At 46.7% G+C, this 12,979-nt stretch carries 9 protein-coding genes; 4 read left to right on the top strand and 5 right to left on the bottom strand.

The annotated features are described in order from the left end of the window. Position 1: 1 nt before the first annotated feature. Positions 2-2,935 (bottom strand): contractile injection system protein, VgrG/Pvc8 family, encoded by a 2,934-nt coding sequence (locus ACR63N_RS03355; RefSeq protein WP_472782451.1) that lies wholly within the window; start codon positions 2,933-2,935, stop codon positions 2-4. Positions 2,936-3,365: 430 nt separating this feature from the next. Between ACR63N_RS03355 and ACR63N_RS03350 the strand changes: the two genes are divergently transcribed. Then, entirely contained in the window at positions 3,366-4,313 is a 948-nt protein-coding gene (locus ACR63N_RS03350) for a DMT family transporter (protein ID WP_367105293.1), read from the top strand. A gap of 38 nt (positions 4,314-4,351) precedes the next feature. Here ACR63N_RS03350 and ACR63N_RS03345 read toward each other — a convergent pair whose 3' ends face one another. From ACR63N_RS03345 to ACR63N_RS03330, 4 genes are all read right to left on the bottom strand, one after another. Then, positions 4,352-5,095 (bottom strand): amino acid ABC transporter ATP-binding protein, encoded by a 744-nt coding sequence (locus ACR63N_RS03345; protein ID WP_367105292.1) that lies wholly within the window; start codon positions 5,093-5,095, stop codon positions 4,352-4,354. Positions 5,096-5,142: 47 nt separating this feature from the next. Next, entirely contained in the window at positions 5,143-5,886 is a 744-nt protein-coding gene (locus ACR63N_RS03340) for an amino acid ABC transporter permease (RefSeq protein WP_367105291.1), read from the bottom strand. Next, positions 5,886-6,722: an amino acid ABC transporter substrate-binding protein gene (locus ACR63N_RS03335; RefSeq protein WP_367105290.1), complete on the bottom strand. Its 837-nt coding sequence runs from the start codon at positions 6,720-6,722 to the stop codon at positions 5,886-5,888. The genes ACR63N_RS03340 and ACR63N_RS03335 overlap by 1 nt, the downstream gene beginning before the upstream one ends. A gap of 288 nt (positions 6,723-7,010) precedes the next feature. Continuing rightward, a complete protein-coding gene (locus ACR63N_RS03330; protein ID WP_367105289.1) occupies positions 7,011-7,766 on the bottom strand; it encodes a UTRA domain-containing protein in 756 nt (251 codons plus the stop codon). Between the two features lie 256 nt (positions 7,767-8,022). On the opposite strand from ACR63N_RS03330, the gene hutU reads away from it, so the two are divergent. The 3 genes from hutU (at position 8,023) to hutH (ending at position 12,971) form a co-directional block, all read left to right on the top strand. Further along, positions 8,023-9,726 (top strand): urocanate hydratase, encoded by a 1,704-nt coding sequence (gene hutU, locus ACR63N_RS03325; RefSeq protein ID WP_472782450.1) that lies wholly within the window; start codon positions 8,023-8,025, stop codon positions 9,724-9,726. 188 nt (positions 9,727-9,914) lie between these two features. After that, a complete protein-coding gene (locus ACR63N_RS03320) occupies positions 9,915-11,306 on the top strand; it encodes a YjiH family protein (protein WP_472782449.1) in 1,392 nt (463 codons plus the stop codon). A gap of 102 nt (positions 11,307-11,408) precedes the next feature. Further along, on the top strand, positions 11,409-12,971 hold the full coding sequence (gene hutH / locus ACR63N_RS03315) for a histidine ammonia-lyase (RefSeq protein ID WP_472782448.1): 1,563 nt from the start codon (positions 11,409-11,411) through the stop codon (positions 12,969-12,971). The last annotated feature ends 8 nt before the right edge of the window (positions 12,972-12,979 follow it).

Below are 12,979 nucleotides of genomic sequence, written 5' to 3'. Positions count from 1 at the left end.
TTTAATCTCCCGATCTTGTAACTTCAACACCACTCAATAGTTCAGTAGCAAAATGAACAGCTATTTCTTCTGGATTTTCGGTTTGAAATTGCTGAGTTTCTCCACTAGCATTAGTAGTACCTGATATAACTTCTCCGTCTTCTAAAAACGCTACATACTTTATGTTTGGTTGAGGCTTCTTATCTGAGTCTAATAATTTGAACTGTGTAGTGTATAAAGGGATATCTGATATCTCGGCCTGTGTTAGATGAACTTTGCTTATGGAAGCCCCACCCCCCTTCCTCCAACTCACCTTACCCGCCTTATAGCCCACTTGGTTAGGCGTGATAAACGTCACCTTACCCCCTGATATCTCAATACCGCTCCCTGCGGCTTTTAGGGTCAGCGTGTCAGGCGCGATGATCTCAATACTATCGCGGCTATGAATACGCAATACCTGCTCGCTATCTAGACGCATCTCATCTTGATGCGCTTGTATCGTTACATCGCCATGGGCGGCGGTGTGAGTTTGCGTTTTGTTTGAGTAGTAGTGAATGTCGCCTGCCACCAATTGGTTCATCTGCGTTTGGCTGTGATGATGGGTGTTATCTGTTGCATGACTATGCGTACTTGATGTGCTGGTCTGCTGGCTGTGTTGTCCGGTCAGCAGGGCTAGATGTCGCTGAGAGTCGATGAGCACATGAGGCTGTTGCCATTGTCCTGATTCGCTAAGCGTGCTGTCATTGGTGTCTTGGCTAAACTCGGCAAATGGGGTTTGTGCGTCTTTCTGGTTATTTGCTTTGTTGCTTTGCTTATTATTCGTGCTCTCTATACCGACCGGTTGATGCGCTTCCACCAATTGCGCGTAGGCTTGCTGGTGCTGGTCGGCGGTTTGTAGTTTATTGTGGCTGTCGTGGCTCATATGATTGTTTGACGTACCACTAGCATTGTGGCTACTGATATGTAGTCCGGTGCTACCTTGTACGTTGGCGGCGGCCTGAGTTTCAATACTAATGCCTTGTCCCCGTGCCTGACCGCGGGTGTGGTCGCTGTGCTGATATAGATGACCAAGCGTTAAGCTGGACTGATAGCTGGTGCTATAGAGATTGATTTGTGGACTCTCAGGATGAGCGTCAAACATCAGCTGGTTATAGCCGTTGGTGGCGCTGTCTTTGTTAGCCTCTCCGGTGCGGCTGCTGTCAATACTTTGGGTTTTAATACCGTCGATGGGATACGCATGGCTTTGATTCATAAACCAAGCAGGACTGGTGGCATCAATGAAATCTGTGTCACTGGCAATGCGGTTGTGCTGGGCATCCTCATTGCCTTGCCCGTTATGGGTGCTGCCGATGATGATCGGATGGGTGATGTCGCCGCCAATAAAGTCAATGAGGACATGTTGGCCGTGCCGCAAAGGATGGGTGTGTCCCATGTGATCGGCGACTAAGTGACTGGCGATGGGTACCCAGTGGCTGCTGTCGTCGCTTTGGTCAGTGCTTGCTTCTCCACTGCTGTCACTTTGCCAGTGGTAGCGGATGTGGGCGCGGTGATTGCGGCCGGTATCTACCGCGCTACCACTTGTCGTATCAATGACGCTAGCACTCATAAGTCCGGTAAGACTCGGATGCGGTTGTCCTAGGCGGCTAAGCGCTTTTTGATACGGAATATGGTGATGGTGCGGGAATGGCAGGTAGCAGGCGCTGATATGGTGGACATTGTCGTCATCGCTATCAGCATTATCACTACTACGCTTATAGTTGGGATTAGCTAATAAGGTAATCGGATCAAAGGGCGCATTGCCAAGCCAGTTGGCTGGGATATGATTGTTGATCTGATGATGGATGGAGATAAGACTTAATGGCTCGGTGACATAAGGATTGCCATTGATGTAGTGGGCGCTGGGTAGGTTTAGATGACGGATGTTACCCATGAGACTACCTAAATTAGCGTTCTGTTCTTCACCTTTCTGATAGCGGCTAGCAAGTTTATCCAGTCCATGATCGTTGAAATAGGTCTGACTATGCAAAAAGCGCTTGTGCGTGCTAGGGCTATTTGAGTCAATCGTTCGCTCGCTATGGCTACTACCACTGTATAGTCCCACCAAACGATTGTCATAGCGATTGAACTCGCTTTGCTGGGTGTGATTGGCAACGCGCGGATAGATGGCGGTAATACGATCTTGTCTATCGGCAAGGCTAGCGGGGTTTTGGCTTAAGATGCTATGAATATCGCTACTATCTCGTCGCAGTGCTTCACCATCGTGAGGCAATAAAACTAAGGTATGCTTGTCTGTGTCGTGCCGAAAGTAACCGGTAACGCTAAAGAGAGCTAAGTAATGGGTTAAGTAAGCCAGATCGGTTTGGTTATATTGTACGCTGTGCTGAATGTGGTAGTCGCTGTCATCACTTAAACGCTCGTCTATCTCTACATCTATGCCATAAGGGCTAATGATTTGACTAATCAGCTCGCTAAGAGTTAGATTATGATGACGGCGGTTGTGGCTGCTAAGACGCAGCTGATAAAGGGCGGACTCACAGATGACTTGGTAGGCGGCCAGGCCTTGATTGCTGCCCAAGGATGTGACTTCAGTGATGATGCCATGCCTTATTTGGTTAGGTAGTAACGGATCACCAGTATTCCAGTGAATGGCAAGGTTCTGCCCAAGCCACTCCTCAATGTTGAGACCTGCTTGAGAATGTAGCAAAGTAATCTGCATCCGGTAGCCGCAGTACAGCTCTCGCTGGCGCTCTTGGTAGGATAGGTTACGCTGGTCATGATGGTAGGCGGCAGGATAACGGCTAGGGTCTGGCATAAGGTCATGTGTATCCCAAACGCTGTCCGGTAGTGGTAGACCAAGCAGGCTCTCAACCACGTCGGCTTTTTGAATAAGGCTAGTAGCAAGGTCAGGATGGGCGCTGTTCAGTTGCAGATGACGGTTATTTTGTGTCCATGCCATGATAAGCTCCTTCCCTTAGTCAGTGATAAGCCATTAAAAGATTGGATTAAAGTCAGCTTTGACGGTCATACTATAGCGATTTTATCAATAAATAACTAGGCTTATATCGACTTTTATTCTGTTCGTAAGTTTCGATTTGAAATACTAGGACTAACACTGGTAAGCAAAGAAAAGGAGTGTTAGTAAGCTTTGAATTAATTAGAGAGGCTTACTATAGTCTTTAGAGATAAAGAATCAGACATTATGCTTAACTGACTTGTATTGGTAGTCAATTAACGCTTTAATGACAGATAGTAGATAACATAAAAAAGACAGCCCTCAATTGGGTTGTCTTTTCTTATTTTGGTATGGTATGAAGTATTTGGCTATAAAGTTTGAGCAGCTTATCATTTAAAAATACAGCAACATACGAATAAACAAAGAGAACGATATGGCACACACCAATAGCCTAATGTCAGCGCGGCAATCATGGATAGGAACCATGCAGATTATCACAGCGGCGATCTGTTGGGGTACTTTGGGTATATTTTCCACCTACCTTAACCAGATGGGTTTTAGCGGCTGGCAAATTACTATTTTACGCGTTGTTAGCGCCGCTTTACTTATTCTAGTCATGCTCCCTAAGTTGTGGTCGCAGCTTACCAAGCTGTCTTTAAAACAGTGGTTTGGACTGGCAATACAATCATTAATTGGCGTGCTTGGCATGTCGCTATGCTACTTTTTTGCGGTGATCTATGTGGGTGCAGGTCCCGCGGTAGCCTTGCTCTATACAGCGCCCGTTTTTAGTTTGCTATTCTCAGTAGTTTTACTGGATGAATCTCTCACTCGTCAGTCCGCTTTATTAGCATTGATGGCCGTATTGGGCGTCGGTTTAACCATGTTGGGAGATGAGGCAAAGCTCAATTGGGGCATTGCTTTAGGATTATTAGCAGGGGTTTGTTATTCGCTATATGGCGTCCTTGGCAAACGTGCTATGCACTACGCTCATCCAGCACCATTGGTATTTTTTACCTCCATCGTTATCAGTGCCAGCGTGCTGCTATTATTACCTGAAACTTATCATACTTATGGTAAGTTATTGAGATTACCGCTACTGACTTGGGGTTACGCTTTAGGACTGTCCCTCATTGGCACCGTGGTACCTTTTGCGCTGTATATGAAAGCGCTAGAGAAATTGCCAGCCACACGTGCATCAGTATTTACTATCTTTGAGCCCTTGACTGCTATTGCTCTAGCGGTATTGCTTTTGCATCAGTCGTTGGCTTTGATTCAATACCTTGGCGCCGTACTAATCTTAACAGCAGCACTGTTTAACGCTTTATTAAACGGCACTACAACGCGGGTGCCACGTTGGCTACAAAGGAGAAGAAAAGTTTAGTTGTCGTTATGGTTGTTAGGGCGCATTGTAAATAGCTTTTATTCACTAATCCGCTGCAAAAAAGCCTGCGTGCGCGGATGTTTTGATAGTTCAAACATCTGCTCTGCGCTGCCCTCTTCAACCACCTGACCGTCTTCAATCAGGACAATATGATCGGCAACATCACGGGCAAAGTTGATCTCATGAGTGACGACCACCATCGTCCAGCCCTCACCTGCCAGCTGCTTCATAGTCTCAAGCACATCTTGTACCAATTCCGGATCAAGCGCCGAGGTTGGTTCATCAAACAGTAATAATGACGGCTCAATCGCAAGCGCCCGTGCAATGCCAATACGCTGCTGTTGACCACCTGAGAGCTGAAACGGATACAGATCAGCTTTGTCTGATAGCCCTACTTTTTGGAGTAGTGCTAAAGCTTGCTCACGTGCCTGCGCCTTACTTTGCCCTTGTACCACCGTCGGGCCGAGCATTAAGTTTTCAATCGCTGTTTTATGTGGGAACAGATTATACGACTGAAATACCATACCTGATTTACGCTGTAATGCGAGCAAGGTTTTCTTTTTGGGTTTAGTGGCAAAGTCGACGCTTAAGCTGCCATCATCAAAGGCGATGACGCCTTGATCAGGAATCTCAAGCGCGTTCAGACAACGCAGAAACGTGGTCTTGCCTGACCCTGATGGCCCTAATATCACCACTACCTGACCTTTATCGATAGTCAAATCAATACCTTTTAGCACCTGATTGCTACCGAAAGCTTTGTGAATATTAGTGACTTGGATCATAAAGGCTTCCATTTATAAATTAAAAAAGCTTAGGTATAAAAGATAAACTATTTGGCGATATAGCGATCAAGGCGCGTCTCAAGTTTGCCTTGGATAAAGGTTAAAAATAGACAAATACCCCAATAAATAAACGCCGCTTCGGTATATACCAGCATAAATTCATAATTACGCGCAGTGATGATTTGTGCCTGTTTAAATAGCTCGGTGACCAGCACTAGTGATGCCAAAGAGGTGTCTTTGACGAGGCTAATAAAGGTATTGGATAGTGGCGGAACTGATACTCGCAAAGCTTGCGGCAAGATGACATGGCGAAAGGTTTGCAGATAAGTCAGTCCGACTGTCGAACCGGCCTCCCATTGTCCTTTGGGAATGGATAAAATGGACGCTCGTACCGTCTCTGACGCATACGCACCAATATTTAAAGAGAATGCAATAATGGCTGAGGGAAATGGATCAAGCTTGACGCCAACGCTTGGCAAGCCATAAAAGATAATAAACAGCTGCACCAGCATGGGCGTACCGCGAATAGCAGACACATAGATACGCGCCAGCCGATAAATAATCTCATGCAGCCAGCCTGCGCGCGGCACAATACGAATCAGCGCCACTGTAAGCGCGATAATCATGCCAATACTAAAGGAGATCAGCGCCAGCGGTATCGAATAGTAGATACCGCCTTTGAGCATGGGCCAGAAAGAGTTGATGACAATCTGCGCCCGATCTGGACTCATAAAGGGCAATAGTGCTAGCAGGTCAGCAAGCCATGACACTGATATTATAGACTCTAGCATTACTCTTGCTTACTTATGTCTTCGCCAAAGAACTCTTGACTAATCTGAGTGAGCGTACCATCGGCTTGTAGCTCCGCCATCGCTTCATTTAACTTAGCTACGACCTCATCATCGCCTTTGATCAGTACCAAGCCTGAACCACGCAGCTCACTAGCAGGGGCGACAAGCTTCACCTCAAGATTGCTATCAGGAAAGTTCTTTAGATAATCAAGTATCGCTAAATGGTCATTCATGGTGAAATCAGCACGGTCTTGCTTAACCAGCTGCACCGCTTGCGCCATACCATCCACAGGGACGATCTCAGCACCATAACGCTCGGCCAGCTCGCCATAGTTACTAGATAGCGACTGTGCGGTTCGCAGACCCTTTAACGCCTCCCATGAGCTATAACGATTGTCATCAGTGGGTGCCAGTAGCGCCGCCCCTGACCAACTATAAGCATCTGCTTTATCGTACTTAGCTTTGCGCTCAGGGGTGGTTAAGCTGACTTGATTGGCGACCATATCAAAGCGCCCTGAATCAAGACCTGCGAGCATCGCATCCCACTGAGTCTCTTTAAATTCGACATCTACGCCTAATTTGTCAGCGACCGCGCGGGTCACCTCAACATCATAACCGGTAAGCGCGCCGCTTTGATCATGGTAGGTAAACGGTGGATAAGTGCCTTCGGTGCCAACATTGATAGTGCCGCCATTGTTGATGCGCTGTAGCAGATCAGAGCCACCAGTGGCCGCGTTATCAGTAGCCGTAGTTTCAGTATCAGTAGTAGTCGATTGACCGCAAGCTGCCAGCAAAAGAGTACTCATGGCCAGTGCTAAAAAATTACGACGTTTCATAAGACGTCCTTATTTGAGTGAGTGAGGCAAAACGTTTAATACCTTTAGAAGAATACAAACGCTAATCGCAGTAGTAAATATAACATAGGCAAGGTTATATTTGAGTTTAGCTATCTAATTTAAGGATGTTATTTATATTTTCAATACACCATATTCTTATACGGTCATAATTATTGTTTTATTCAAGTGTAGCTTTAAAGCTTCAGTCTTATTATCAGTATTAATCGATGCTATATTATCGTATTTACATGATGATAGCTGCACCAAAAAAGTAGACAGTTGTAGGATTTATAGCTCTCCGGAGAACTGATAACGATCGCCAGCATGCCACATCTTTACAAAAGTTAATACGCGTCCGGCAGAGTACGTTTGTCGGCATAACGTCAGAGTTGGTGATGATTCAGCAACTTGTAGGGCGTTAGCGATATCTTTGGGGGCGGCAAGTGCTTGAATGGTATAACTACCGCGCTCAAGGGGGCTTTTAGCGATCAGATAATCGCTGGTATTGACTATGCTAAAATCCTGTTCAATAAAGTTAGGTACCTTTTGAGCATCCACCCAGCGCTCTTCGAACTGTATAGGCTGACCATCGGCAATATGAATAATTTTAACCTCATATAGTATAGATTGCTTCTCATTAAAGGTAGCCTGCGCATTACCCTCTGCTATCTTCTCAATACCGAATTTACGCCGTAGATTATCATCAAGCATACTAGCTGTAATGATGCGCTTACTTACCACACGCGCCTCATAGTCACGATTGGCTGATTTTAAATCCTGCGCTATATTACGCACCTCCACAAAGGTATGATTAAACTGCTGCTGTGCGACAAACGTCCCTGAACCTTGACGGCGCTCAAGTACTCGCTCCTCACTTAATTCCTTAAGCGCACGATTGACCGTCATCCTTGAGACGCCAAACTCCTCTGCCAAAGCCATCTCTGTAGAGATCGCCTGCCCCGCTTGCCATTTACCGCTATGAATATTATCTAAAATGGCATTTTTGATACGTTGATAGGCCGGAGTTGTTTTTGACACGCCCATTTTTGATTATCTCTCTTTATTTTTATTACGCTAAATTGATGATCAACCATCGTCTTCGACTACAAAAGCGTGGTTATAATATCATGGCTTTTATTGAAACTGCCATCTGTAGAGCTGGTCTGAACCAATAATTTTAAAAATCTTGCAAATCAGTAAAAAAGTTCTTGCATGAAAAAATAATATTTGATAATTTGTATATACAACTTTAAAGACGTTAATAAATGATCTAACGATCCCCTTTATAAAAGGAATGATTATGACTAAGACTAATGGAATGACTCGCCGTGATGACAGCCGTAATATTGCTGCCCCTACTGGTAGCACTTTGCACTGCAAAAGCTGGCTGACCGAAGCGCCTTATCGCATGCTACAAAACAACTTACATCCTGACGTGGCTGAGAATCCAAAAAGCCTAGTCGTGTATGGCGGTATTGGGCGTGCTGCTCGCAACTGGGAGAGCTATGATCAAATATTAGAATCTTTAAAAGAGTTAGAAGACGACGAGACGTTATTAGTGCAATCAGGTAAACCTGTAGGTGTGTTTCAAACTCATGAAAATGCACCGCGCGTACTCATTGCCAACTCTAACCTAGTGCCGCGCTGGGCGACGTGGGAACACTTTAACGAGCTTGATCGTAAAGATCTATTTATGTACGGCCAGATGACTGCTGGCAGCTGGATATATATTGGCACCCAAGGCATAGTGCAGGGCACTTATGAGACTTTTGTGGAAGCTGGTCGTCAGCATTATGATGGCGACTGGAGTGGGCGCTGGATATTGACTGCGGGTCTTGGCGGTATGGGCGGCGCGCAGCCACTAGCGGCAACCTTTGCTGGTGCCTGCTCCTTAAATATCGAATGCCAACAGTCGAGCATTGATTTTCGTTTGCGTACCGGTTATGTCGATAAGCAAGCCGATGATCTTGACCACGCTTATGAGCTGATTAAGGAGCATACCGATTCTGGTGAAGCAGTATCTATCGCGCTGCTGGGCAACGCCGCTGAGATACTGCCTGAGATGGTCAAGCGCGCTAAAGATGGCGAGATAAAACCTGATTTGGTCACCGATCAGACCTCAGCGCACGATTTGATAAATGGTTATCTGCCTATTGGCTGGACAGTTGAGCAGTGGCGGACGGCGCAAGAAGACCCAAGTCAATACGATAAACTCACCAAAGATGCGGCGCGCTCGTGTGCCATTCATGTTGAGGCGATACTTGAGTTTCAAAAGATGGACATACCAGCTACCGATTATGGCAATAATATCCGTCAGGTGGCTTTTGATGAAGGCGTCGAGCATGCCTTTGATTTCCCAGGCTTTGTGCCCGCCTATATTCGTCCGCTGTTCTGCCAAGGCAAAGGCCCGTTTCGCTGGGTCGCGTTATCGGGCGATCCAGAGGACATCTACAAAACCGATCAAAAGATCAAAGAGCTATTCCCTGAGAACACTCATGTGCATCGTTGGCTCGATATGGCAAAAGAGCGCATTCACTTCCAAGGTCTGCCTGCGCGTATCTGCTGGCTTGGTCTTGGCGAGCGCGATAAAGCGGGTCTGGCCTTTAACGAGATGGTCAAAAACGGCGAGCTCAAAGGCCCTATCGTTATCGGCCGTGACCATTTAGACACCGGTTCGGTTGCCAGCCCCAACCGCGAGACCGAAAGCATGAAAGATGGCACTGACGCCGTATCTGATTGGGCGCTGCTAAACGGCATGCTCAATGTCGCAGGTGGCGCGACTTGGGTGTCCTTGCATCATGGCGGCGGCGTAGGTATGGGTTACTCGCAGCATTCTGGCATGGTCATCGTTGCTGATGGTACAGACGCGGCAGCCAAGCGTTTGGCACGGGTACTGGTCAATGACTGCGGTTCAGGGGTCATGCGTCATGCAGATGCAGGCTACGAGCTGGCGATCAAAACCGCTAAAGAGTATGGTCTTAATTTGCCTATGATTAAGGGTTAGCTATAGTCGTGAATTAACTATCGGTGGGTTACGCTATTGCCCACCCTACGCCAGCTATAAATCAATACCATGAATTAGATATCATAGAAAATTAGCGTTATACAAGTGTGTCATTGATTAAGTAATGAAGATTAGGCTAATCTAAGTAAATCAATGACCCACTTCAACACGTTATCAAGGATGATAATATGTCTGAACGAAATATTTTGCCACCCGGTAGCTCTATTCCTAAAACGCCGCTAGATAGCCCTGCGCCTAATACGCCGCCCCCTGAAAAGCTATTGCCCAAACCAATAGCCCTAGTGCAGCTGATTGTGTTTAGTGCCATTGGTCTAGTGATGTTTTTTGTGCCTTTTACTATTAATGAGAAAAGCACTATTTTATTTGACCATGGGGCGACTTATTTGGTCACCCAGCAGCATACCCTTGCCGTATTTTTATTGTTTTTACTCATGATTTATGGGGTGGGTAAGCCTATCTTTGATGGCTCATGGCGCAAAAATATCACTAATATGATATTAACCGCCTTTAAGGTTATCGGGCTGATACTCGCTATCATGTATATCACCGATATAGCGCCCGCTATCATCATGGAAAAGGACATGATGCCGTTTTTGTTTGAAAAGCTGGCATTGCCAGTGGGCATGATTGTCCCTATTGGCGCGTTAATCCTCGCTTTTTTGCTCGGCTTTGGCCTGCTTGAGATGTTTGGAGTACTAATGCAGCCTATTATGAAACCGATTTGGAAAACGCCCGGCTCATCAGCCATTGATGCGGTCGCCTCTTTTGTAGGTAGCTACTCTATTGGGCTACTTATTACCAATCGCGTTTTTTTGCAAAAGCAGTATTCTGTGCGTGAGGCCGTCGTTATTGCCACAGGGTTCTCCACCGTGTCGGCAGCCTTTATGGTCATCGTCGCCAAGACTTTGGGTATAATGGAATTTTGGAACCTGTTTTTCTGGTCGACGCTGGTTATTACCTTCGTTGTCACCGCTATTACCGCGCGCATTCCGCCCATCAAAGGTTTTGATAACAGCACCAACCGCCCTGACTTGGACAAACAGCAAGGCAATCGTTTGGCAGCAGCGTATCATTTAGGGCTTGAGACTTCACGCCGCGCGACCGATCTTAAGCAGATTATGTGGTCAAACTTTCGCGATGGGTTGGTGATGGCGGCCGCGATTGTGCCCTCTATTATTGCGGTGGGCTTGACTGGTTTATTACTAGCCAAGTATACGCCCGTGTTTGATGCGCTAGGATTACTTTTATATCCCTTTACTTGGATAACGGGTATGCCTGAACCCTTAACTGCGGCCAAAGGCATGTCAGCGGGACTGGCCGAGATGTTTTTGCCTGCTCTGCTGCTCACAGAAGCTGAAGTGTTAACCCGTTATGTCGCAGGTGTGGTATCGATCAGTAGCATTTTGTTCTTCTCAGCGATGATTCCTTGTGTACTGGCAACTGAGATTCCATTATCAGTACCGAAAATGGTCATTATCTGGTTTGAGCGCGTGGTGCTTAGTATCTTAATTGCCGCGCCTTTTGGACATTTAGCGATATATTTAGGCTGGATTAGTTAAAAGAGATTGGGCTGGTTAAAAAATTTAGACAATATAGCCTTTAACGATTTATAGATAACAAACAATACCATTAATATGGCTCATAAAATTAGGACTACTTGCATGACTGATATCAAAAAACTTACCCTACACCCGCGTAAGCTTAGCTTTGCAATGCTGCGTGATATCTATAATCAGCCCGTGTCATTAACCCTGCCTAACAGTGCTTACGAAGCGATAGAAGCTTCACATGAAGATGTCCGCACTATCATTGCACGCGACAAAAGTGCTTATGGTATCAATACCGGTTTTGGCTTGCTTGCGACGACTCGTATTAGCGATGATCAGCTTGAATTATTGCAACGCAACTTGATCGTGTCGCACTCAGTGGGCACTGGGGACGCGCTAACCGATGATGTCGTAAGGCTGATTATGGTGATGAAAGTAGCAAGCCTTGCTCAAGGCGTCTCTGGCGTGCGCCGCGTGGTCGTCGATAGCCTCCTTGGCTTAATTAACAATCAGATTACCCCGCATATTCCAGTTAAAGGCTCGGTTGGCGCCTCCGGTGATTTAGCGCCGCTAGCGCATATGACGCTGGCCATGATGGGTGAAGGACATGTTTATGTCGATGGCGAAAGTGTGCCCGCTGCTGAGGCTTTAGCACAGTATGGCCTTGAGCCCATTACTCTTGCTGCCAAAGAAGGTCTGGCGCTGATTAATGGTACCCAAGTATCGACGGCTCTTGCTTTGCGTGGTTATTTCCACGCCCGTGATTTATTAGAATCAGCCACTATAGTGGGTTCCATGTCCATTGACGCTGCCAAAGGCTCCGATGCGCCATTTGATGCGCGTATCCATGAGGTTCGTGGTCATCACGGCCAAATCCAGATCGCCCAAGCGCACAGAAGTTTGATTAAAGGTAGCGCCATTCGGGCCTCGCATGATGGCGAGCAAGACAACAGAGTACAAGACCCTTACTGCCTGCGCTGTCAGCCGCAGGTGATGGGTGCCTGCCTTGATATTATCAATCAAGTAGGTCAAACCTTACTCATCGAGGCCAATGCGGTGACCGATAATCCCCTTATCTTTAACAATGAAGATGGTCCTGTCGCTATATCGGGCGGTAATTTCCACGCCGAACCGGTCGCCTTTGCCGCCGACATTTTAGCCTTGGCGATTGCTGAGATTGGTTCTATGTCTGAGCGCCGCGTGGCACTGCTTATCGATGCGACTTTGTCAGCAGGACTACCGCCGTTTTTGGTAGAAAATGCTGGGGTCAATTCAGGCTTTATGATTGCTCATGTGACCGCAGCAGCACTGGCTTCAGAGAACAAGTCCATTGCCCATCCCGGTAGTGTCGATAGTATCCCAACCTCTGCCAATCAAGAAGACCATGTATCGATGGCGACTTATAGCGCCCGTCGTCTGCATGAGATGATACAAAATACCGCGACTATTATCGGTATTGAGTTATTAGCGGCCGGGCAAGGCATCGATTTTCGTCATGGTCTCGATACCTCAGCGCCACTACAAACCGCGCATCAACGTCTGCGCGAGCAAGTAAGTTTTTATGATAAAGACCGCTACCTTGCCCCTGATATTGAAGCGGCCAAACAGCTGGTGTTAAGCGGGACGCTGACGACGCATTGGCAAGATTTGCGTGAGGACTGGTATTCGTCTAAATAAGGAGTTTA

It is taken from the genome of Psychrobacter sp. M4 (genome assembly GCF_055699795.1).
This window is presented reverse-complemented; position numbering and strand designations above follow the sequence as displayed.

Coding starts and splice junctions, on each gene's coding strand:
- ACR63N_RS03355 (WP_472782451.1), bottom strand. CDS start 2,935: ATGGCATGGACACAAAATAACCGTCATCTGCAACTGAACAGCGCCCAT.
- ACR63N_RS03350 (WP_367105293.1), top strand. CDS start 3,366: ATGGCACACACCAATAGCCTAATGTCAGCGCGGCAATCATGGATAGGA.
- ACR63N_RS03345 (WP_367105292.1), bottom strand. CDS start 5,095: ATGATCCAAGTCACTAATATTCACAAAGCTTTCGGTAGCAATCAGGTG.
- ACR63N_RS03340 (WP_367105291.1), bottom strand. CDS start 5,886: ATGCTAGAGTCTATAATATCAGTGTCATGGCTTGCTGACCTGCTAGCA.
- ACR63N_RS03335 (WP_367105290.1), bottom strand. CDS start 6,722: ATGAAACGTCGTAATTTTTTAGCACTGGCCATGAGTACTCTTTTGCTG.
- ACR63N_RS03330 (WP_367105289.1), bottom strand. CDS start 7,766: ATGGGCGTGTCAAAAACAACTCCGGCCTATCAACGTATCAAAAATGCC.
- hutU (WP_472782450.1), top strand. CDS start 8,023: ATGACTAAGACTAATGGAATGACTCGCCGTGATGACAGCCGTAATATT.
- ACR63N_RS03320 (WP_472782449.1), top strand. CDS start 9,915: ATGTCTGAACGAAATATTTTGCCACCCGGTAGCTCTATTCCTAAAACG.
- hutH (WP_472782448.1), top strand. CDS start 11,409: ATGACTGATATCAAAAAACTTACCCTACACCCGCGTAAGCTTAGCTTT.